The organism is Hoeflea prorocentri, assembly GCF_027944115.1.
Classification (GTDB): domain Bacteria; phylum Pseudomonadota; class Alphaproteobacteria; order Rhizobiales; family Rhizobiaceae; genus Hoeflea_A; species Hoeflea_A prorocentri.
Genome location: NZ_JAPJZI010000001.1, coordinates 551,192 through 573,837, shown reverse-complemented (window position 1 = coordinate 573,837; position 22,646 = coordinate 551,192). Strand labels below are relative to the sequence as shown.

The window sequence follows — 22,646 nt, the reverse complement described above, 5'->3', positions numbered from 1 at the left end:
AATCTGCTTTCCTCAAACTTGAAGGAGAACCGGTACAATGGCGCAGTTGCACACGCATCGCTTGATGTGCATCAATTGGTGAATTCCTCAGACCACTACTGGCTCAGACCATGAAAACACCGCACGAACAGGCCAGCATTACCGAGGCCCTGCTTGAGGCCGCGGTGGATTCGATCATCACGATCGACAGCGACGGACTGATCCAGTCGGCGAACCGCTCGACCGAGCAGCTGTTCGGCTACGAGCTGAAGGACCTGATCGGCAACAATGTGAGCATGCTCATGCCTGAGCAGTGGGCTCGGGAGCATAACGACAATATCCGCCGATATATCCAGACTGGCGAAAAGCACATCATAGGCAAAGGCCGGGAGGTTATCGGCAGAAAGATGGATGGAACCAGCTTTCCCATCCATCTGGCGGTCGGCGAATACCGGAACGGCGACAAGGTGTATTTTTGCGGAATCATTCATGACCTGACGGCCAGAAAGAACACGGAACAGGCACTCGAGCGATCGCAGCGGCTCGAGGCCATCGGTCAACTGACGGGTGGAATAGCTCATGATTTCAACAATCTGCTGACAATCATTACCGGAAATCTCGAACTCCTTGAGAGAAAGCTGCAAGACAGCACCAACCTGGAACTCCTTAAGGAGGCGAGTGAAGCGGCGGAGCTTGGAGCCAATCTGACGGATCTTTTGCTGGCCTTTGCCCGGCGCAGCGTCTTGCGGCCGAAAGTCATGGACGTGAATGCGCTGGTTGAAAACCTGTTCAGCATGCTCAGGCGGACGCTTGGCATTCATGTCGAATTCGATGCGCGGCTTTCAAAGGACCTGTGGCCGACCCTTGCTGATCCGGGACAGGTGGAAACAGCGCTGCTTAACCTCGCCGTCAATGCCCGCGATGCAATGCCCGCCGGCGGAAGCCTGTTTATAGAAACCAGCAACACGGTGATCGACGAGCATTACTCTGCGCGTGAAATCGGCGTGGAACCGGGCGATTACATTCGCATTTCAGTCAGCGACACAGGTGTGGGCATGACCGAAAACGTGCTCGAAAAAGCATTCGAGCCCTTCTTTACAACCAAGCAGTCCGGTCGCGGGACGGGGCTTGGCCTGTCAACGGTCTACGGTTTTGCCAAGCAATCGGGAGGCAACGTGACCATTTATTCCGAGGAAGGCTTCGGAACGACGGTCAACCTTTATCTGCCGCGGCACGACGGTGTTGCAGAAGCTGAACACACTCAGGATGACATCGCGGATCAGCACTCACTGGAAGGTAGAGGCGAGCTCGTTCTTGTCGTGGAAGACGACCCCCGCGTGCGCAAGCTGACCGTCCAACGATTGGAAATCCTCAACTATCGAACGGTTTCGGCCAGTGATGGACAGGAAGCCCTCAACATATTGAAGAACCGGAAGGATATCGATGTCGTCTTCACCGATCTGGTCATGCCCGGCAGGCTCTCTGGTTACGGGGTTGTCGATGCGGCGAGAAAAATGCACCCGGACATCGGCATACTGATGACCTCCGGATTTGCCGAGGATCTGTTGAATGCGGACAGGCTTTCAAACCGCTCGCTCAGCCTCCTGCGAAAACCCTATCGTCAGGCTGATCTGGCCCGGGTTTTGCGGACCGTAATTGAAGCTGATGACTAGAGCACGGCTTCGCTTTCGCACATCTCAACGTCGGCTGTCATGATGTACCCGACGCCCCGCACCGTCTTTATGATTGTTGGGTTATTCGGGTCCTTTTCAATTTTCTTTCTCAGGCGGGCAATCTGATTGTCGACCGTACGGTCATAGGGCGTCCAGTTCGAACCGTGCGTTCGATCCATGATCTGATCGCGGGACAGGACCCGTTTCGGATTTTTGAGAAAAACGGTCAGAAGTTTGAAATCCTGACTGGTCAGACTGTGCCTGCAACCATCGGTATCAAAAAGTTCCATGCTGGATGGGCAGATGGTCCAGCCATTGACGTGGTAGACCGCACTGTCTGATTTTGGCTTCGATTCACCCGTTGCCGGCTCCCTTTCGGCCGCTCGTCCGCCGCTGCGGCGCAGAACGGAACGCACACGCGCCACGACTTCGCGCCCGTGAAAGGGTTTCGTAATGTAATCATCGGCTCCCATCTCGAGCCCGACAACGCGATCGATGATATCCCCCTTGCCCGTCACCATGACAATTGGAACATCTCTTTTCGCGCGGATCGCCAAGGCAACATTGAGACCGTTTTCGCTGCCCAGATTGAGATCGAGGGTAACCAGGTCGATTGAATGTTTGTCCATGCAATCAAGAGCCTCGCGCGAATTGCCCGCTTCAGCCACGAAGAAGTTTTCCATCTCCAATAGCCGGCGCAACAGCAGACGTACCTTCGGTTCGTCATCTACTACGAGAATCCCGGTCTTTTTCACAGCCATGCTTACCCCATCCGCCGGATGAACCCGGCTTGCACTCACTGTTGTCTATGCCGCCAATTCCAGTCAGCCTACCGGCGAATAACGACAAAGTTACGATCACATACATTTTGATACAAACATGGGATACTGACGTTACCAACCTCAGGTGGAATGCCCGCATGTTAGCGGTTTACCTGCGGAGTGCACCATGTATGTCACGTCACCTGTTAGCACACTTGATACCGACACCATAACGGACACCGAAGCGGCCGGCGGTTACCCGCCCCTTACCAGGACAATCAATATCACGGCCGGACACTCGCTGTTCTACGAAGGCGATGAAGCGGATTTCATCTACGAGATGATTGAGGGCGTTGTCCGCACGTCGAAGGTTTTGCTTGACGGACGTCGCCTGGTTCTGTCCTTCGGCTATCCAGGAGATGTCATCGGGCTCAGCCACGACGGCATCCACCATTGTAATTGCGAAGCCGTAAGCAAGGTCCGCCTGCGGGTATATCCAGGCAATACCGCCTCGGCGGAAAAAGCCGGCCACACCAAATTCACAAACCGTTTGCTGCACCATGCGGCGTCGGAAATAAACAGTATGCAGGAGCATTTCATCATGCTCGGCCGCAAATCGGCAACGGAGAAAGTCGCCTCCTTCCTCTACACGCTCTTCCTTCGTGTCGGCGAAAAACGCGACGGCAAGACCTGTTTCGACCTGCCCATGAGCCGGTCGGACATCGCGGACTTCCTCGGCCTGTCTCACGAGACAATAAGCCGCACGCTGACCGTACTTCGCCAGGGTGGTTACATCGAGTTGCCCAGAAAACACCGCGTTTGCATTCGCCAACCGGTTCTTCTGAAAACGCTTGCGGAACGCAACTAGGTCTTGAACTTACGGTTTCGCCGAAGACAGTGAAAAACAACTTGGCCGGAGAAGCGGAACGGTCAGTCTCAAACTCTCCATCCGAAAACTGCAAACTGTGATTTCCGGACATAGGTGCGGACAAAAACATGACAAACCTTGAAACAAGACGTAAGCGGCTTCTCGCCAAACGGGCCGAGCTGGAGGACCGGCTTAAACAAATCGAGGACTGGCTTGACGATCCCGTCAATCCCAATGCCGAGGAACGGGCCACGGAACGTGAACTCGACGAAGTGCACGAATTGCAGGGTCTTGCCGGTCAGGAAGAAATTGCAGCCATCGACGCCGCCATCAAAAGGATGGAAAACAACATATACGGCGAATGCCTCAAATGCGGCGAACCCATCTCCGATGAGCGGCTGGACGCGGTTCCCTATGCCACGCTATGCCGCAACTGCATGGAATGATGATCGAGCCGCGTTCCTGAAGCGCATCTTTGGCAACGCGTATTGCGTGTGACCGTGGGCTTTGTCGGCAAAGTCGTCACGATCGCAGATCGATGGCTGGATCAGAGTTCGAAATTGACCTGCGTCAACCCGTGGAAACGGACAAACGACATGATGGATGTCTCTGGTCCCGTCAACAACAAGCCATTGGATGAGCTATGGAACTGACCGGCATCAAATCAATCGATCATGCACCAAATACCTTGAACGAGTGGCTCAATACACTTTCCCGGGATCTGGGTCTTGAAGACAGGCACAGAGCCTACATGCTGTTTCGCACGACGCTTCACGCCGTGCGCGATTGGCTTTCAGTCGATGAAGCCGCCCAGCTGGCAGCGCAATTGCCCGTCCTGATACGGGGTATCTATTACGAAGGCTGGAACCCGTCGACAACACCGGCGCACCCGCGAAAAAAGAAAGATTTTCTCAAGCGCGTCGACACTGTTTTCGATCAAAAACCCCTCGAGGATACGGAAACAGCCGTAAGCGCCGTCTTCAGACTTCTGGGTGCCCACGTCTCCAGCGGCGAGATCGATGATGTCAAAAACGCAATGCCGAAGCAGATCAGAAAGCTCTGGCCCTAGATGCATCACGGTCATCTGCGCGACCGATCGCTCCTGCATGAAGAAAACCCGTTTTCGTGAGCGGAAGCTGACGCAGATCAACTCTTCCCACAGGACACATGCAAATATGCATGACGGCCAACAACCGGCCGAAAGGAGATAGCGCCCATGTCCATAAAGAGAATCCTTCTGCCCGTCAGTCATAGTGTTGACATGACACAAACGGCGGACTTTGCGTTCGTTCTGGCCGCCCATCACAAAGCCCAGGTTCAGGGCATATCTCCACGGCATGACCGCTCGATGGGAGATTGGATGGACAATTGGGGCCTGTCGGAGAACGAAATCGAAGCTCTCGAGGAACAGGAAAAACAGAAGCTGAAGCAAGTACAGCAACTGGCGCAGGACACCTTTGAAGCGCACGCCGCGCGTTACAAGAAGGTAACTGCCAAATTCACCGGCACGTCCGAAGTTCCCGGCACGTCGCTCCTCGATTATACGCTCTTTTCAGACCTTGCCGTGCTGGGAAGCATCAACCAGCCGGCGGGCCGTTATTGGCAATTTCTGCTCGATCAGATGTTGTCGCAATCTTCAAAGCCTTTGCTCCTGACCCCACCCCGGCCGGCCGACAAGGATCTTGGAAACCGCATCGTCATAGCCTGGAACCAAAGTCTGGAAGCCTCCCATGCGATTTCGGCGGCAATGCCACTCATTGAGGCCGCAAAACAGGTTGTCGTCGTGACAGTCGGCAGCGACTCCGGCGCGCACACTCTCAGACAGCTAGAGGAATACCTTTTGCTGCACGCAAAGGCTGTCGATATCGAAATGCATGACCCCGGCAGAAAAAAGACCGGACAGTTCCTGATCGACAAAACGGCAGAAACGGCGGGCAGCATCCTTATCATGGGTGCCTATTCCCACCGCCGATGGCGTGAACAGGTGTTCGGCGGCGTCACGCGCCATGTATTGAACAACACCGACGTGCCCGTCCTGATGATGCACTAGCGCTTCGCTCCACCTGCCTGCGCAGCAATTATTGCCGCTTCAGGCCGAGGCGCGATGCCTACACGGTCAAAGTTTCGGTGTGACCGAAACCCTTCGAGTAATCCAGGAGCGAGACGACCCGGGGTTCGACCCGGAAAAAAGCCAACTCGACATCAGTGTCCTCAGGTTCGTACTGGGCAGCTTCAGGGAACTTTTCCATAAGCAGCTCGCCGATCTTCTCCTGCTCGGCCGGGTCGGTGACCCGAAGAGCCAAACCGCCCATGGACAGGCTTTCGATCTTGTCCCAGGACCCGTAATCCCGGTTAATGGTGACCGACACCCTGTTGTTTTTTGCAATATTCGAGGCCTTTTGGCTGTCGCTCGTGGTCATGAAATAAAGCGTCAGCCCGTCATTCATGAAGCTGACCGTCGTTGCCTGCGGAAATCCGTCGTCACGCACCGTGGCGATGGTCATATCGTTGACGTCATCGATGATCGAGACGACCTGATTGCGTTTCTCCTGGTCCATAATGAGCTCCGTCTTCAGCGTTGGAGTCCATTAGAGCATCGACAGCCGCCGCCAAGTTGACGCAGGTCAATCACACCGTACCCGAAACGAGGCCGCCGGATAAATCTCCGGTGGACGAGGAGTTGAACAACACTTGTCCACCGGCAAGATCACCCGTCACCTGGCGGGCAGGAACGCGATATGCGTGAAGTACCTGTCATTTCTTGAACATGTAGGTCTTCGTATTGGTGAACTCTTCAAGGCCTTCGCGACCATTTTCAACACCCATGCCGGATTGTTTGTGACCGCCGAAGGGGATGTCGATCCCATGAATGTGGATTTCATTGACCCAGACGGTGCCCGCTTCGATTTGCTTGCCGACTTCGATGGCTTCATCACGATCGGGGCCCCACACTGAAGCGGCCAGTCCAAACTCCGTGTCATTTGCCTTTTCGATGACATCATCAACATCGTCATAGGCAATGATCGGAAGAATGGGGCCAAACGGCTCCTCTTGCACAACGCGGCTGTCTTCCGGCGGATTGTCTACAACGGTTATGGGCACGAAATTCCCGTCCAGGCTTTCGTCAATCTCTCCGCCCAGGCGAATGTTGTAGCCCTTGTCCTTGGTATCAGCGAATAAGGATCGCAATTTGTTGTACTGCATGGTGTTTTGGATCGGACCGATATCCGTGTTCGGATCCATGCCATCTCCAACGGTCTTGGTCGAGGCGTACGCCACGAAAGCATCTACAAACTGCTTCTGCTGCGATGAGTGGACATAAAGCCGCTTGGTCGCGATGCACCACTGGCCGGCATTGCCGTATGCGGCATCAAACAGAACCGGAATAAGGGGTTCATAGTCGGTCTCCGGAAGCAGAATTGCCGGATCATTGCCGCCCAGTTCCAACGTGATGCGCTTCAGGTTTGACGCGGAAGACGCCATCACCTTCTTTCCGGTTGCGGTCGAACCCGTAAAGGAGATCTTGGAGATATCCGGATGCTCCGTCATCCATTGCCCCTGCTCGTTTCCACCGGAAACAATGTTGAGCACGCCTTCGGGAAAGATCTGTTGCGCGATTTCGCCAAAGCGAAGCGTGCCCAAGGGTGTGTAGGGCGAAGGTTTCATAACCATCGTGTTGCCGGTCAACAGGCAGGGCGCAATCTTCCAAAGCCCCAGAAGGATCGGAAAGTTCCACGGAGTAATCGCTCCAACCACACCGAGCGGCGTATGAGCGACTTCAACGACATGGTCTTCGGTATCTTCGATGACCTCGTTCTTGAGCTCTCTTTTTGCAACCTCGCGAACCCAGTAAATGGCCGCATCGACCTCCACCGTCGCCATGGAATGCCGGGGTTTGCCCTGCTCGGTGGTCAGCAAGGTGATGATGTCTTCCTTATTGGCTTCAAGGGCATCAGCATATGCCTCGATATAGGCGCCCCGTTCTTTGAAGCTCAGGGCAGCCCAAGCGGGCTGAGCGGCTTTGGCTGCCGCAATGGCTTCTTCCATCTGTTCACGGGTACCCGCAGGCGCATTGGCGACAACGCCCCCGGTGGCTGGATTATAGACTTCGAATGTTTCGTTGGAGCCGACAAGTTTGCCCCCGATAGACATCACGTACGGTCCGCCGAAGTCGATTTTCATTTCAGCTGGATTGACTTGCACGTTCATTTCTTCCTCCTCCTTAGAGTTTAGATTTGCATTCGAATGTGCGGGGTTCGCGCGTAGATGGCGACCATCGGCAATATCAGAAGGCCGAATACGGTTTGCTGGGCAGCGTAGTTAAGGCCCAGGCCAACCAGGAGCGACGTCAGGACCTGGAGAACAAGAACGCCGATAACCGTTGCGCCATATCCCCCTGAACCTCCGAGCAGTGAGGTTCCACCGACGACGACTGCCGCAACAGTCGTAAACAGATACGGATCTCCAACGCCGGCGAAACCGCCGCCGGAAAAACCAAGCAGCAGCATTCCGGTTATTGACGCCATAAGCCCGGAAACGCCGTAGGTGAGCAGCCAAACTCTGAACTCCGAGATTCTCAATCTCGCAGCGGCCGTTCGATTCCCGCCAATTGCATAGATTTCCCGGCCTCGGCGCATCCGGTTGGTGGCAAAAACGACAAGCCCGGAAATCAGAGCCCAGATGATGACAACCGGCGGGATGGGCAGGCCCAGTGTCTTGCCGTTGATGGATGCAATGGTTGCAAACCATTTCGGAACCTCGCTGAAGACGGTGCCGGAATACTGAGACCCAAGTGTCGTGAAAATCTGAGCCGCTCCCACGACGGCGAAGCCAACGCCCAGGGTGACAATCAAAGCCTGCCCCTGGAGCCGGTAGCTGAGCACAGCATTCAAAAGACCGATACCAAGTCCCATCACGGCGATGATGAGGATGCAGAACACAGCCGGGATACCGGTTCCAAACAGATATGCGAGCAGAATATTCGACGCGCCGATGACAAACGGGATGGACAGATCCAGTCCCCCGACCAGCGCCACCATTGTTTGTCCAAGGGCAGCCAGTCCGAGGAACGCGGCCAACAACAGGATCGATCTGATATTGTTTGAAGAGGCAAAGCCCTCGACCAGAAAGGCCCCGGCCGAAAATAAAATGACGAGAAGCGCGCCTCCGAGGAAGATGCCCTTGTGGTCGGAACTCATGATGGCTGTGAGTGGGTTTTGTCGTTGCATGTCCATCAAAACCTCTTCAAACGGCCGCTGGTTTCGGCCTGGTGGCAACGAGGGTCAGCAGCAGCGACAGGACGAGGATCAGGCCGTAGCTCATCTGCGTCATGAAACCTGAGATAGCTCCAAAATCGAAAGAGCTCAGCACGACGAAAATCAGATACATGGCTATCGCACCAAGGATCGACCCGACGACGCCGCCCCTTCCGCCGGCAAGTGACGTGCCACCCAGAACAAGAGCGGTAATGGCTTGCAGGGTCAGCGTGTTGCCCTGCGACGGATCTCCTGAACCTATGAGGCCGGTCAGACAGACAGCCGCGAGGCCGGTCAAAACGCCTGCAGACAGATGCGCCGCAAACCGCACGACGTTGATGTTGATGCCAACCGTGTACGCTGTCTTTTCGTCAGCGCCCATCAATCGGATGTGTTGGAACATCGCGGTTCGTTGAAAGAGGAACCACAGAACGAAGGCCGCGATCAGAACAAACAGGACCGGGCTGAAAAGCTCGGTGCCGTATCCCCAGTCGGAGAGCCAGTCCGGCGCAAGACCTCCTGGTCGCGGCAGAATGACCAGATTGACACCTGACAGAATCATGAATCCTGCCAGGGAAACGATGATCGGTGAGACGCGAACGAATACGATCATCGAAGCAAGCAGAATTTGCCAGATACACCCGACGACGATCGCGAATACAAACACCGCCACCGGGCTTTCAAAGCCCCAACTGGTCAGCCAGGTGACGATCGTTACATTGATGAAGCCGATGGCTGGTCCGATCGACAGATCAACACCGCCCCTTCCGGCCATGGCAATTGGCGTGATGGCCATTGCTGCGAGAATAAGGGGTGCGGATACAAGGATTGCTCCGGCCGCCCCGACAGCGCTGAACAGCTGCGGCGATCTGAAGGCGCAGATCAGCAGCAGGACGGCGACCAGGCCTGCCGGCACGATAAGATGGCTGAATTGACCTCGAAGGTGATGAAGGATCTGAGTCATCTGACTGTAGCCTCCACTTGTGCATCAAATTCAATGTGGCCGGTTCTTCCAAACATGGCAGACAGGACATGGTCTTCATTGATGTCCTGTTCTTTGAACGACGCGAAAATGGTTTTGTTTACAAAAACGTCTGCCCTGTGCGCGAAGTTGTAGAATTCCTCGATTTCAGATGAGAGGTAGACGACAGCACCGCCATTGGAGGCGAATTCACGCAGGTGTTTGTAGAGATCTTGTTTGGTACCGACATCGACACCCCTGGCAGGGTCGTTCAGGACAATGACACGCGGTGATCTGGCAAAGGCGCGCGCGATAAGAACCTTTTGCTGATTGCCGCCGGAGAGCGTCGAAATTTTGTCGGACTTGTGCCCAAGCTTGATCGCCAGCCTTTCCATTTCAACATCCAGTTTGGCACCGATCAGATCGCGTGCGATGACCCCGCTCCTGCGGGTCAGCCGGTCCATAAGCGCGACGCCGAAATTTTCGAATACCGAAAGGTTCGGGAAAATGCCTTCCAGCTTTCTGTCGCCGGACACATAGGTGATGCCGGCGTCTTCCGCTTCCGCCAGCGATGCCAACTCATGAGTCTCTACCGAGCTGTCGCAGACCATAACCTGACCCGCCGCCGGCGCTTCGATACAGGACAATTGCCTCAAGAACTCGGTTTGCCCGGCTCCATCCAATCCGGCGATACCAACGATTTCACCGGCGTGTACTTTGAAATCAAACGGCTTCGCGTCTGGCGTGACTTTGCAGCCCTCAACAAACAGGACCGGCTTTTGCTCGGTCGAAATCACCTTTCTGGCTTGAGTAGAGGCCTCCGCGGAAGATGACGCGGACATCATTTTCAGGATGTTCTCTTCAGTAATTTCTTCCTTCGAAAGGCGGCCAACGGTTTCTCCATCGCGCAGAACGGTCGCACTGTCGGTAATCTTGACCAACTCAGCTATGCGATGGGTGACAAGTATCACGCAGGATCCGTCATCACGGAGTTTGCGCATCTCATCATGGAGCCGGTTTGTAGCCTCCAGATCCAGTGCGGCGGAGCTTTCGTCAAAGATCAGAACCTTTGGCCTGTTCAGTATGGCTCGGGCGATGACGATCCATTGTTTGATGTTCAACGGCAGAGTTCGCACGATTGCGTCTGGATTGACCGGCTCGCCCACCAGCCTGCCCAGTATCTCTCCTGTGATTTTTCGCTTTTCGGCAACCGAGTATTTTTTGGTCCAAAGGCTGTCGCTGCCGGCAAAGGTGTTTTCATAGACCGTAAGGTCTTCCGCCAGCATGATTTCCTGGAAGATCGTGGAGACACCGGCCGCGATGGCGTCATTGGGGTTTTTTGGATGAACGCCAAGAACCTCCACGGATCCGGCGTCTGGCACAATGACACCCGATATGATCTTGGCCATGGTGCTCTTGCCACTGCCATTCTCGCCGACAATAGCGTGTATTTCCCCTAACCTGGTTTCCAGGTTCGCACCGCGGAGCGCATGAGTCTCGCCGAAGTTTTTTGAGATGTTCTTCAGTGTTACAAGTGGCATTTATGCGTGTGCCCGGTCTTTTTGAATGCGACAATCGCGAAGTGAGGTCGGCAAAGAAGCTATCTTGCCGACCTCGTTGTTTGATCTGAGAACAACAGGCCTACTCAAGCGGATCTTTCGGGCGGAGGAAGTAGCCGGCAGCCCGCTCGTTGTCGAACCAGATATCGATACCCGGCTGGATGTAGGCGGTGCTGTCGATTGAGCAGTCTTCAGGAAGGGAGGCTACGTAATCGGCAGCTTCGACACGATAGACCGGCCGCAAGATCGACTGTACTTTCGGGCCCTGATTTTGAAGCGTGCGAATGACTGAGTTGAAGCCAAGCTCCATTTCATCGCCGGGAGGCCAAATCTGGAAAGCATGGCTGATCCATCCCGGATTCTTTTTCAGATAACAGGCGGCACCGGCCGAACCGGCAAGAGAGATCGGCATCACATCGCGGCCAGACTGAAGGACGGCTTTCAATATCCCGGTCTCTTGCGAGCCCTGCGCAATGATTCCGTCGATTTTTGCCGGGTTGGTCGCAAGGAACTTCTGAACTTCGGTCTGCGCAACCTGGTCCGTCCAGTTTCCTGCCACCTGACCAACAAGTTTCGCATCCGGAAATTCTTCCAGAGCGCGTCTCGCGCCGGTATCGAAGCTTTCAGATGAAGCGGCGCCAGGAATACCCGAAACCAGCAGGAAGTTGCCCTTGCCGCCAACTTCCTCGATCAGCGCCTTGGCGATCTGGTAGCCGCCATCTGTGTAGTTTGATGATGCATTGAGAGCAAAGTCGGACGTCAGGTAGCCGGAGTATGAAAACACGACGACGCCTTTGTCATAGGCGTATTTGACGGCCTTGTTCAACGCAACGGGGTTTGAACAGCAGATAATGATTGCATCCACACCCTCGTCAACCAACTGGCGTATCTGTTGGATTTGACGCGCATCGTTGAGGTCGGATTGCGTTACTTTAACCTCGGATACGAGACCGGCTTCCTTATACTGCGGAAGCATCACATCCATCAGTCGCGTCATGCCTTCGGCACGCCAGGTATTGCCCGCATAGGAACTTGCATATCCGATCTTCCAGGGCGGACCCGAACGCGGTGTCCAGTCGCGGTATTTCGACGGTCCGACCGGTTGCCCCTCATCGACGCCTTCATAGGCAGCAGCGAGTTCCGGTGGCAATTCATCAAGCCCCTCCGCATTTGCCGCATTGTTAAGCGACAGCGCAAGTGGCAAAGACAACGCGGCAACAGCCAAGCGTTTCAACATTGAAATGTCTCCTCCCTGATTGAAGTTGTCGGGAAACACCATGCGCCCGGCCAACTTTGAGTTATTCGCAGGCAGTCGACTGCCTATGCGGTTATTCGTGCATTGTCGCCGCTCACAAGGAAGCGCATCATTTGCGATGAAGGCTATAGGAAATACCTATGCCTTCAGTGCAAACCTCGACCCGAATACTTCTAACCATCTGAATAAATAGGCGTAATAGGAACGGTCGCCCGAGCCTGTTTACTTGGGATCAGAGCTGCGGCAACGGTCTCAGAGCTGTTCTAGAGACTACGGGCCGGCGGCAGGAACCTGCGAGCGATACCAAACAGACAACATATCTCAACGCTGTCATTCAGCGGTTTTAAGCTGACCACTTCGCCGGGCAGGATTTCGATGCTCTGACCTGCCGCGATGACTCGCGGGGCCTGCCTGTTCAACGTGACCTCAACGCGCTCAATCGTCGGTGAAAACACTGACCACGTGTCATAGGCCAGACCTTTGGCGTAGGGATCGCCACTCATTGTCAGACGTTTCAAGAAAAGCTCGAACGTCCCGTCGCTCTCCTCGCTCAGGGCTTCTTCACGCCGCGTCTTTGCTGACATTGTCAGGCCATAGGCAAAATCGGCCAGATGCAGTCCGACCCTGCCCAACGCTCGGCGGTTTGCTCCCTGTTCTGCAATGATCTGCAGGGCTGTTTGTGGGAAGGACTGGTGGTCTATTTCATCAAAAATACGATCAGCTTTGGGCATCCAAATGTCCGCCAGCATATGTGATGGGTGTCAATTCGAACCAAATTCGTCGCGAATCTGTTCGCTGTGCTCCCCCCTTTTCGGGACAGGCGCAAAGACGTGTTCTTCTCCCACGACCGATGCGCCGGGCGCCAGGAGATCAACAACTCCGGTCTCTGTTTCCACTGCCACAAATTTGTGTTGAGGGTGTTTGACCACGTCTTCCATTTCAGACAATCGCCCAAAGGCAATTCCAGCAGATTTGAGCGTTTCGATGTTCTGCGCCCTGGTTCTCCTGGCAACCGCCTCGGCAACCAAGCGGTCGACCTGCTCGCGGTTGTTCACGCGGGCTGAGTTGCTGTCGAAGCCCTCTCTCGTCGGAAGTGTTTTGTCCTCAAGCACGAGCTCGCAAAGAGAGGCCCATTCTCTTTCATTTTGAATGGACAGCAGCAGCACTTTGCCGTCACTGCATTCAAAGGCGCCATAGGGAGCAATGGTCGGATGAGACAGCCCCATGCGCGTGGGCCGCTTATCACCGTATTTGAATTGAAGGTACGGGACATTCATCCAGTCTGCCATCGCATGAAACAGCGACACTTCGATCTCACGGCCTTCACCGGTCCTGGACCGTGCTATGAGTGCCTGTAAAATCGCCTGGTAGGCTGTCATTCCAGCGGCAATATCGCAAACGGATACACCGACCCTTGCAGGTCCGTGTTCGGTTCCATTGATTGCGCTCAGCCCGCTCTCCGCCTGAATGAGAAGATCGTACGCCTTCTGGTTTTTCGCTGGACCTTCCTTGCCGTACCCGGAAATAGAACAGGCGATGAGTTTGGGATTGTCGCGCCGCACTTGCTTGATATCGATGCCCAGCCGCTCAATCACACCGGGCCCCAAATTCTGGATAAACACGTCGGCGGCGGCAAGCATGTTTTTGAACAGTTTCAGGTCCTCAGCCGCTTTCAGATTCAGGCAGATCGATTCCTTGCCCCGGTTTATCCAGATAAAATAGGCACTCAATCCGTTGACCAGCTGATCGTAGTTCCGGGCGAAATCGCCCTCCGGGCGCTCCACCTTTATAACTCTGGCTCCCGCATCCGCGAGCTTGCAGGATGCGTAAGGTGCCGCCACTGCGTGTTCCAACGTTATGACCAGCAGTGACTCCAAATCGCGCATCTTCGCCCTTTCAGTTGAACCATCCTGAGTGTGATTTAACCTCCACTAAGCTGCAAATATGCGTTTCCTTGACGGGCCATAGGAAATAACTATAGTCACTATTGAGGATGTTTCAGCCATGGAAATAAGACAGATGCGCTATTTCATTGAGGTAGCGGAACAAGGGTCTTTGGCCTCGGCAGCTTCGGAAATCGGTATTGCGCAGCCATCGCTTTCACAACAGGTGAAAAATCTGGAGGAGCGTATCGGCACCGAGCTTTTGATCAGGTCATCGCGTGGTGTCACGCTGACAGAGGCCGGCGCAACATTTCTTGAACACGCCAAAAAAATACTCAGCAATGTTGACGTCGCAATGGAAGACGTGCGCCTTGCCGGCACCGAACCAACCGGAATGGTGGTTTTTGGATTTCCCAGTTCCGTTTCCATGGTGTTGTCTGTTCCTTTGGTCGAGACAATCCGAAACGATTATCCTCAGATCAGATTTCGGGCCGTTGATGCGATGAGCGGTTTTATCAAGGACTGGGTCGACGACCAAAGTATTGATTTGGCAATTCTCTATGACACCAACAACTTGCGCAGCAGTCAGAGTAAACTGCTCTTGAATGAGGATATGTACTTTTATTCCGCCAAAGACAATTGGCCCTTTGATACGCCTCCCGGCTGCCCTGTTCCCATGGAGAAACTGAAAACGGTGGAGCTGGTTCTGCCGTCCAAATCGCACGGGTTGAGAATCTTGATTGACCGCTTCTGCAAGTCCTCCGGCAAAACGCTGAATGTGGTGGTAGAGATGGACTCTCTGACCCAGATCAAATCCCTGGTTTCGAGAGGCAGCGCCAGCACGATATTGGCCCCGGCGGCAGCCTACGATTTCGAAAACCAGGGTGAACTGGTCAGCGCTCCGATCGTCGAGCCCACAATACGTCGATCGGTTTATCTGGTCAGAAATCCCGACAAGGTTCTCAAAAGGGCTTCAAGAGAAGTGCAGAAACTGACGGTCTCAGTCGTCAAGGAACTTGTTGAGCGCGACATCTGGAAGGGGGAATTCTGCGCGAAGTGAGGCGTTGGATTCCGGCTATAGCTTATACCTATATGGGTGATTGCAAACCACTACGTTGTGGGAACGCGCCCATCTCAATACCATTCTTCGCAACTGTTTTATGCCGCCAGCAAACGGCAGGAAGTTGGAAAGAAGATGGAAATAAACAATCCCCGCTCCGCGACACCTGTCAAGCACTGCCTGATTGACGGGCAGCAAGTTGCGGCCGATGGCGACAAGACAATAAAGCTTCACTGCCCTAGTGACGGACAAGTAATCGCAAATATTGCGGCTGGTGGAACAAGAGAAATAGATATGGCCGTGCGCGCGGCCAGAAGTGCCTTTGACGGCGGGGAATGGTCCAGGCTTACGGCTGTTGACCGTGGCAGATTGCTCCACGCGCTTGCAATCAAAGTGTCGGAAAATGCCGACGAACTGGCCAGATTGGAGGCAATGGATACGGGTAAGCCTTTCTCCCAAGCGCAAGCCGATATGATCGCGACCACCCGGTATTTTGAGTTCTATGGGGCAGCGGCAGACAAGGTACATGGCGAAACGATCCCGTTCATGGCCGGGTTTCAGGTCCAGACAATTCGGGAACCCTTTGGCGTTACCGGACATATCATTCCCTGGAACTACCCTGCCCAGATGTTTGGGCGTTCCTGTGCCCCGGCCCTCGCCATGGGCAACGCGATTGTGCTCAAACCTGCCGAAGAAGCCTGCCTTGCCCCCCTTAGAATTGCAGAATTGGCGACTGAAGTCGGTTTTCCAAACGGATCGATAAATGTGGTTACCGGACTTGGTCATGAAGCCGGAGCTGCACTGACCGCACATCCGGGCGTGGATTTCATTTCCTTTACGGGATCGCCCGAGGTTGGCGTCATGGTTCAAACCGCAGCCGCCAGGAACCATATCGGCTGCACCTTGGAACTTGGCGGCAAATCTCCTCAAATCGTGTTTGAAGATGCCGATCTGGACGCAGCTATCCCGGTATTGCTCAACGCAATCGTTCAAAATGGAGGGCAGACGTGTTCTGCGGGTTCGCGGGCGCTCATCCAGAAGAGCATATTCGAAGACGTTACAAACCGTCTGAAACAGGGCTTCGAAGATCTCATCGCTGCTCCGTGGTCTGAAGCGGGCAACCTCGGAGCCCTGATCTCTGCAAAGCAGAAAGAGCGTGTTCAGAGGTTTATCGACAACGCGGGAGACAAAGCGGCGCCGCTGCTTGCCCGGGGAAAGCTGTCGGAAAACGCACCCTCCGAAGGGCACTTTGTTGCGCCCGCATTGTTCGGGCCGGTCGAGGAAAATGACCCGCTTGCCAAGGAAGAGGTTTTTGGCCCGGTCCTTTCCTGCATCCCATTTACGGACGAGGCGGATGCGATCCGCATTGCCAATGATACCGACTATGGCCTGGTTGCCTCGGTCTGGAGCGCGGACGGAGGTCGCCAGATGCGTATGGCGAAAGCACTGCGATGCGGCCAGGTATTCCTCAACGTTTACGGCGCCGGTGGCGGGATAGAACTGCCGTTTGGCGGCGTCAGAAAATCTGGACACGGGCGTGAAAAGGGCTTTGCGGCGCTGCATGAATTCTCGCAGCTCAAAACGATAGTTCAGAACCATGGTTGAGTGGCGATCGGAGAAACTATGAGACTTGAAGGAAAAACGGCACTTGTTACCGGAGCGGCGTCCGGCTTTGGTCGGGAAATCGCGCGACGGTTCGCCAGGGAAGGCGCAAAGGTTGCCGTCGTTGACCTTAACGAAGCCGGTGCCAGAGACGTGGCAGGGGAAATCGGCAACCACGCCTGTCCAATCCGCTGTGATGTTTCGAAAGCAGAAGATGTCGCTGAGAGCGTAGAGACAACGATCAAGGCTTTTGGGCAGATCGATATCGTCATCAACAACGCTGGTTGGAGCCATCGAAATCAACCCTTGCTGGATGTTGATTTCGAAACGTTCAAACGCGTCTACGAAGTCAATGTGGACAGCATTTTTCACATGACCAAGGCAATCGTACCGCATTTTCGAGATGCAGGCGGCGGTGTCATGATCAATGTCGGCTCAACCGCCGGCATACGTCCGCGACCCGGATTGACCTGGTACAACAGCTCAAAGGGCGCCGTTAATCTCCTCACCAAGGGTCTGGCGGTCGAACTTGCTCCCGACAAAATACGTGTCTGTTGTCTCGCGCCGGTCATGGGCGCAACGGCTCTATTGGAAACATTTATGGGCATGCCCGACACACCGGAAAACCGGGAGAAATTCCTATCGACGATTCCGCTTGGCCGACTGTGCGAGCCGGAAGACATGGCAAACGCTGCTCTATACCTGGCATCGGACGAAGCGAATTTCATCACCGGCGTAATCCTGGAGGTCGATGGTGGCAGAACGATCTGACATGGACGATCCAATTTTGCTCGGATGATTTGAGCAAAACATGACACGCCGGGCTCAGGTCCAACTAACCCCGACGTGCCACTCGTGAACGGACTTCGGTCCACAACTGGACGAGAGTCCGCAGCAACAGAGCCTGAGGCCACCCTCCGGCTCCATGGGAGGAGCATATGTCCTATTTTTCTTCAAATAAACCTGGCGCTTTGGAAGAAGCCGTCCTGGAATTCAACTCGGGAGCGATGAGCCGGCGCTCATTCATCAAAAAAGTAATGGCGCTGGGCGTGACTGCCGGCATGGCCGGTGCATTGGCCACATCTTGGTCCGGCAAGGCCCTGGCTCAATCAACCACCAGCACAGACAAACCAGCTGGAGAATTCGACTATATTGTAATCGGTACCGGTTCGGCCGGTGCGGCAGTGGTTCACCAACTGGCCAAAACGGGTGCCAGCATCCTGGTCCTTGAAGCCGGTCGCAATGACGATCTGGAGGAAGTTCACGATTCCCGGTTGTGGGCCGCCTCACTGGGCACGGACGCCACAAAGTGGTTTGAGACGACCCCCCAGAACTTTGCTGACGGACGGACTCATCTCTGGCCGCGCGGCAACGTTCTTGGCGGCACGTCTGCGCTCAACGCAATGATATTTGCTCGCGGTCATCGCAGCGACTGGGACAGCTGGGCCTATGACGGCAACGCCGGTTGGTCGTTTGAAGAGATGCTTCCGCATTTCATGGCGATGGAAACCTACGAACCCGGCGGCGACAACCGAGGCACCAGCGGACCGATCTTCATTTCCCAGCCGCAAGACGAACATAAGCACGAAGGCGCCAAAGCCTTTATGGATGCCTGCTCCAGCCTTGGCTACAAGGAAACGCCGAGCCTCAACTCGGAACGCATGTCGGGCCAGGCCTGGGTGGATTTCAATATCAAGGATCAAAGACGTCAGTCTTCCGCCACCGCGTTCCTGCGGCCGGTCATGGACATGAAAAATGTTACGGTTCTGACCGATGCGCCGGTTCAAAAACTCAACCTGGATGGCACGAAGTGTACAGGCGTCACCTATCTTCACAATGACGAGCCTGTATCTGTAAATGCCGCCAAGGAAGTTGTCCTGTCTGCAGGTGCAATCGATTCCCCCAAACTGCTCATGCTGTCGGGTATCGGCATCGCCGAAGACCTCAAGGCGGTCGGCATTGATGCAGTCGTGGATCTTCCGGTCGGACAAGGCCTTCAGGACCACGTTCTTGGTGCCGGGGTGAACTACGAGGCAAGCGGCCCGGTACCGGTTTCCCACTACAACCATTCGGAAGTCTATATGTGGGAGCGTTCCGACAGCAGGTTAACGGCTCCGGATATGATCATGCTCTATGTCTCGGTTCCGTTCGCTTCAACCGGACACAAGCTCGATTACACGGATGGTTACTGCATCTTGTCCGGTGTTGCCCGTCCGCATTCGCGCGGATTTGTCAAACTGCAATCCAACCTTGCGTCGGACGCACCGCTCATTGAGGCAAACTACCTCAAGGAAGAGCAGGACTGGGTTGCGTATCGCCGGGCAACGGAGATTTGCCGGGAGATCGGAGCGGACAAGGCCTATGATCCGTTCCGCAAACGCGAGTCACTTCCGCAGAAGGATGGAGATCTGACGGATGCGGAATGGAGGGAATTCCTGGGCAAATCGCTCAACACCTACTTCCATCCCACATCAACCTGTCAGATGGGTGTGGGAGATGCTGCCGTCGTCGATCCGGAACTCAAAGTCTACGGTATTGAAGGACTTCGTGTCGCCGATGCATCCGTGATGCCGTCAATCACGACCTCCAACACAAACGCACCTTCCATGGTCATTGGATGGAAAGCTGGTGACATGATCGCACAGTCCGCCTAGGGCTTCGGTTATTCCCCAGGGCATGTGCCGTATATCGGCATTGCTCCACGCAGCGCCCATTACCTCCCGATGGGCGCTGCGCCCTTGAAGCTTTTTTACGGTGGCTTGTTTCATGACTATTTCTCATAGGCTTCTAAGCACAGCGATGTTAGTCGCTTCCACCACCCTGGCGATGGCTGAAGGCGATGTACAAAACGGCGAGAAACTATATCGCAACTGTAAAGCCTGCCATGAGGTGCGAATTGGCACAGAGCGCCTTGTGCGCGGTGGCAGTGCCGGGCCAAATCTATACGGTGTGATCGGGCGGCCTGCTGCCGGTCTCGAAAAATACAAATATAGTCCCGGGCTTATTGAAGCGCGCGAGGCTGGTCTGGTTTGGACACCACAGAACTTTGCAGATTTCGTAGCGAACCCGAATGTCTTTCTGGAGGAAGCAACCGGCTTGGATATCCGCTCCAAGATGCCCTATGCGCTGGCGGAAGGTGGGATCGATATAGCAGCTTATCTAACCTCCTTGTCAGGGAACTAAGAGGGGTTGGTGCTCCTTGAAACGTGACTGCGGGCCATCGGATCGTTCGGTCCCTTCGTCGTGTGAGCAAATAAGATACGCGTCCGTTTGAGGGAGTTCCTCACATCGCGCGGGACAGAACGGCTTTCGCATTCAGATAGATCGGTCGGTCAATCATCTTCCCGTTAAGGGAACAAACGCCTTCACCCTTTGCAATCGCGGCTTCAAACGCATCGACAATGCGTTGGGCATTCGCTACCGCTTCGTCCGAGGGGCTAAAGGCAGAGTTGAGGACGTCGACTTGGGACGGGTGTATGCAAAACCCTCCGCTTGCACCAGCTTCGACGCCTCGCCACACCCCCAGGCGGAACCGCTCCAGATCTTTGTATTCGGCAATGGAACCGGGATATCCGAGCAGGGAGACATTCCAACGTCGGCACAAAATGCCAAGCTCAAAATAACAGTGCCGGATGATTTCGGCATCCGCATTGGTCGAAAAGTCAGCTGAAAGATCCTCGGTTCCCAGGGCCATTCCCGCGACACGCGCATGAAGAGGTTCGGTATCCTGACGAAGCCGGTCGAGATCCGCCCCGGATTCAACAAGACCGACGATCCCCGGTCCCCCGCCCCCAAACAGTCGATCAAGCTCCGAACCGACACCGTCCACTTGTCCGGAACTGACGACCTTGGGAAGGACAACATAGTCGAATTCAGGGGAAAGATGCTTCAAGTCGGCTGACAGGAGTTCCGGCTCACTGTTCACGCGCAGAAGCGCCGTTTTGGAAGCCGACCCCAACAGGGAAATGCAATCGCCGAGTCTGGCCCGCGCCTCTGATTTCAATTCCGGAGCAATGGAGTCCTCCAGATCGATGCAAATCGCCGTGGCGGCTCCCTTCACAGCCTTTTCGAGCAAATCAATCCGAAGCGCAGGAACAAACAATATCGATTTCAAACTCAATGCCTCAGTCTCCCAATATGACGTCCAGTAAATGGCCGTTCCGATCCTCCACCAGGCTGCAAACCTCTCCGGCATTTTGCTTTCGGGTCCGCGACGCCTGACCCTTTGCCTGATCAATCAGTTCTGCGATTGGGGTTGTTCGAGTGCCGGAGTTTTCAAGATCTTCAACCAGCTGCGGTTTCTTAGGATTCACGGCAATTCCGACATCTGTTATCACGACATCCACGTCATCTCCCGGTGTCGCAATACAGCCCACCTCTTCGACCAGTTTTGCATAGCCTCCTCCGGCCAGGCGTGTTGTCACGATCGTCAGTTTTGCTCCGGACGCAGCATCAGGATGGCCACCCGGACCGCCTATGATCCTGCCATTTCCACCCGTGATGACGTTGATGTTGAAGTTCGCATCCACTTCCGAGGCACCGAGAACCATGACCGAGAGATTATCCACGATCGGGTTCGGATAAATTGGAGAGGCATACTCGGCAGCAGACATTGGCAGATGAAAAACATCCGTCGTGGAAGAGGCCACGGCGGCCTGATCAAAACACTGAACATCCTTGATGTACTTCACATGTCGCTGTCGCGCGATTTCCACATGCGCACCAGTTATGCCACCGGACACAAATTCTCCTACAAGGTCCTCTTCTTCGAGCAGGCGGCCAATGTGCGGCACCGTAGCAAGTGGATACCCACCGGCGCCGGTTTGAAACGAGAATCCGTCGCGAAACAGGCCCGCCGCTCGAATGACATCGACAGTGCGCCGGCCAATCAGATCGGCCTCGGGGCTGCGAAGGGGAACTGTTGATCCAAATGAAATGCCATCAGGTAGGCCGGGATAGGGATACGGCACAACGGCGTCGACCTGAGATGCTGGAATATCAACTTTGCCGATCGCCTCGACAGATATCTCATGCGCCAGGATTATGGTTGCCCTGGCATGGGCCGCATCGACCATTGAGTATCCGAGTGGTCCGCAAGCCAGCTGACCTTGCCGGCCGGTTGCCGCTCCTGAACGATCAGCGCAAGAGGCTCCCACAAATGCAAAATCGATTGGAAGTTCTCCAGACGAAATTGCTCTCGCTCGACCCCCATGACTTTGGAAAACAACGGTTCCGCTCAGCAATCCGGCGGTGACAGCATCTGCAACCGGACCTGTCATGTAGTCGGTCACAATGTTCGTTATGACGCCACTTTCAATGTGCGGTACGAGCCCGGCATGGACAGGGAAAATGGAGCTTGCGGCAATGGTGAGATCGTCAACACCATGTTTTGCTGCACAATCGACAACAGCCTGCAAAACGCGGTCGCCATTGCGGAAATGGTGATGAAACGCCAGGGTTGAACCGCTGTCGATGTCAAACCTTTCGAAGACCTCATCGATACTCGACAACAAAAGCAGTTCACCGGCGCGCTCCTTTGGCCCGGATGTCTTTTGCAAAGCTGCTCGAACAACACTGTTGCCGGTAATTCCGGCAAGTGGACCCTGATTTGTCGCGCCCAATGCCAATCGGTCTTTGTGTTTTACGCCTTTTGTCATCGGCCGGTATCATCTCCAATCATGTGCCCTTTGAAATGAGCGTCGATTGCACCTGTTTCAACCTCAAGTTTTTCCTGTTTGAACCCAAATGATGCGGCAGCCTCAGAAATGTCGGTGTGTATCATCGGGATTG

21 protein-coding genes are annotated in these 22,646 nt (G+C 54.8%); 10 read left to right on the top strand and 11 right to left on the bottom strand.

The annotated features are described in order from the left end of the window. Positions 1-110 precede the first annotated feature (110 nt). Positions 111-1,652, top strand: a complete 1,542-nt coding sequence (locus tag OQ273_RS02645) for a PAS domain S-box protein (protein WP_267988923.1) — start codon at positions 111-113, stop codon at positions 1,650-1,652. Here the strand turns inward: OQ273_RS02645 and OQ273_RS02640 are convergent. Then, positions 1,649-2,413, bottom strand: a complete 765-nt coding sequence (locus OQ273_RS02640; RefSeq protein ID WP_267988922.1) for a response regulator — start codon at positions 2,411-2,413, stop codon at positions 1,649-1,651. The two genes, OQ273_RS02645 and OQ273_RS02640, sit on opposite strands and share 4 nt — an antisense overlap. A 187-nt stretch (positions 2,414-2,600) precedes the next feature. Between OQ273_RS02640 and OQ273_RS02635 the strand changes: the two genes are divergently transcribed. From OQ273_RS02635 to OQ273_RS02620, 4 genes are all read left to right on the top strand, one after another. Further along, a complete protein-coding gene (locus OQ273_RS02635; RefSeq protein ID WP_267988921.1) occupies positions 2,601-3,281 on the top strand; it encodes a helix-turn-helix domain-containing protein in 681 nt (226 codons plus the stop codon). A gap of 128 nt (positions 3,282-3,409) precedes the next feature. After that, positions 3,410-3,727 (top strand): TraR/DksA family transcriptional regulator, encoded by a 318-nt coding sequence (locus OQ273_RS02630; protein WP_267988920.1) that lies wholly within the window; start codon positions 3,410-3,412, stop codon positions 3,725-3,727. A 197-nt stretch (positions 3,728-3,924) separates the two neighbouring features. Next, complete coding sequence (locus OQ273_RS02625; RefSeq protein WP_267988919.1) at positions 3,925-4,350, top strand: DUF2267 domain-containing protein; 426 nt, start codon at positions 3,925-3,927, stop codon at positions 4,348-4,350. A 147-nt stretch (positions 4,351-4,497) separates the two neighbouring features. Continuing rightward, the gene (locus OQ273_RS02620; protein WP_267988918.1) at positions 4,498-5,331 is read left to right on the top strand and encodes a universal stress protein; all 834 of its coding nucleotides are present in this window, start codon (positions 4,498-4,500) and stop codon (positions 5,329-5,331) included. A gap of 58 nt (positions 5,332-5,389) precedes the next feature. On the opposite strand, the gene OQ273_RS02615 is transcribed toward OQ273_RS02620, so the two are convergent. From OQ273_RS02615 to OQ273_RS02580, 8 genes are all read right to left on the bottom strand, one after another. Continuing rightward, positions 5,390-5,839 carry a pyridoxamine 5'-phosphate oxidase family protein gene (locus tag OQ273_RS02615; RefSeq protein ID WP_267988917.1) on the bottom strand — a complete coding sequence of 150 codons (450 nt, stop codon included), beginning with the start codon at positions 5,837-5,839 and terminating at the stop codon, positions 5,390-5,392. A gap of 196 nt (positions 5,840-6,035) precedes the next feature. Beyond that, a complete protein-coding gene (locus OQ273_RS02610) occupies positions 6,036-7,490 on the bottom strand; it encodes an aldehyde dehydrogenase family protein (protein WP_267988916.1) in 1,455 nt (484 codons plus the stop codon). 20 nt (positions 7,491-7,510) lie between these two features. After that, on the bottom strand, positions 7,511-8,515 hold the full coding sequence (locus OQ273_RS02605; RefSeq protein ID WP_267988915.1) for an ABC transporter permease: 1,005 nt from the start codon (positions 8,513-8,515) through the stop codon (positions 7,511-7,513). Between the two features lie 10 nt (positions 8,516-8,525). Further along, positions 8,526-9,500 carry an ABC transporter permease gene (locus tag OQ273_RS02600; RefSeq protein ID WP_267988914.1) on the bottom strand — a complete coding sequence of 325 codons (975 nt, stop codon included), beginning with the start codon at positions 9,498-9,500 and terminating at the stop codon, positions 8,526-8,528. Further along, on the bottom strand, positions 9,497-11,038 hold the full coding sequence (locus OQ273_RS02595; RefSeq protein WP_267988913.1) for a sugar ABC transporter ATP-binding protein: 1,542 nt from the start codon (positions 11,036-11,038) through the stop codon (positions 9,497-9,499). The genes OQ273_RS02600 and OQ273_RS02595 overlap by 4 nt, the downstream gene beginning before the upstream one ends. 100 nt (positions 11,039-11,138) lie before the next feature. Next, positions 11,139-12,293, bottom strand: a complete 1,155-nt coding sequence (locus OQ273_RS02590; protein ID WP_267988912.1) for an ABC transporter substrate-binding protein — start codon at positions 12,291-12,293, stop codon at positions 11,139-11,141. Between the two features lie 281 nt (positions 12,294-12,574). Beyond that, entirely contained in the window at positions 12,575-13,060 is a 486-nt protein-coding gene (locus tag OQ273_RS02585) for a hypothetical protein (RefSeq protein ID WP_267988911.1), read from the bottom strand. Positions 13,061-13,072: 12 nt separating this feature from the next. After that, a complete protein-coding gene (locus OQ273_RS02580; RefSeq protein ID WP_267988910.1) occupies positions 13,073-14,197 on the bottom strand; it encodes a CaiB/BaiF CoA transferase family protein in 1,125 nt (374 codons plus the stop codon). A gap of 118 nt (positions 14,198-14,315) precedes the next feature. On the opposite strand from OQ273_RS02580, the gene OQ273_RS02575 reads away from it, so the two are divergent. The 5 genes from OQ273_RS02575 to OQ273_RS02555 all read left to right on the top strand — a co-directional run bounded on the left by OQ273_RS02575 (position 14,316) and on the right by OQ273_RS02555 (position 20,039). After that, complete coding sequence (locus tag OQ273_RS02575; protein ID WP_267988909.1) at positions 14,316-15,254, top strand: LysR family transcriptional regulator; 939 nt, start codon at positions 14,316-14,318, stop codon at positions 15,252-15,254. Positions 15,255-15,395: 141 nt separating this feature from the next. Next, positions 15,396-16,859, top strand: coding sequence for an aldehyde dehydrogenase family protein (locus OQ273_RS02570; protein ID WP_425493404.1), 1,464 nt, complete (start codon positions 15,396-15,398; stop codon positions 16,857-16,859). An 18-nt stretch (positions 16,860-16,877) separates the two neighbouring features. After that, positions 16,878-17,627: an SDR family oxidoreductase gene (locus OQ273_RS02565; protein ID WP_267988907.1), complete on the top strand. Its 750-nt coding sequence runs from the start codon at positions 16,878-16,880 to the stop codon at positions 17,625-17,627. A gap of 167 nt (positions 17,628-17,794) precedes the next feature. Then, positions 17,795-19,510 (top strand): GMC family oxidoreductase, encoded by a 1,716-nt coding sequence (locus OQ273_RS02560; protein ID WP_267988906.1) that lies wholly within the window; start codon positions 17,795-17,797, stop codon positions 19,508-19,510. A gap of 112 nt (positions 19,511-19,622) precedes the next feature. Next, positions 19,623-20,039 carry a c-type cytochrome gene (locus OQ273_RS02555; RefSeq protein ID WP_267988905.1) on the top strand — a complete coding sequence of 139 codons (417 nt, stop codon included), beginning with the start codon at positions 19,623-19,625 and terminating at the stop codon, positions 20,037-20,039. Between the two features lie 100 nt (positions 20,040-20,139). Here the strand turns inward: OQ273_RS02555 and OQ273_RS02550 are convergent, their stop codons facing one another. Together OQ273_RS02550 and OQ273_RS02545 are read right to left on the bottom strand one after the other, a co-directional pair. Next, a complete protein-coding gene (locus tag OQ273_RS02550) occupies positions 20,140-20,976 on the bottom strand; it encodes an HpcH/HpaI aldolase/citrate lyase family protein (protein WP_267988904.1) in 837 nt (278 codons plus the stop codon). A 4-nt stretch (positions 20,977-20,980) separates the two neighbouring features. Continuing rightward, positions 20,981-22,513: a citrate lyase subunit alpha gene (locus OQ273_RS02545; protein WP_267988903.1), complete on the bottom strand. Its 1,533-nt coding sequence runs from the start codon at positions 22,511-22,513 to the stop codon at positions 20,981-20,983. Positions 22,514-22,646 lie beyond the last annotated feature (133 nt).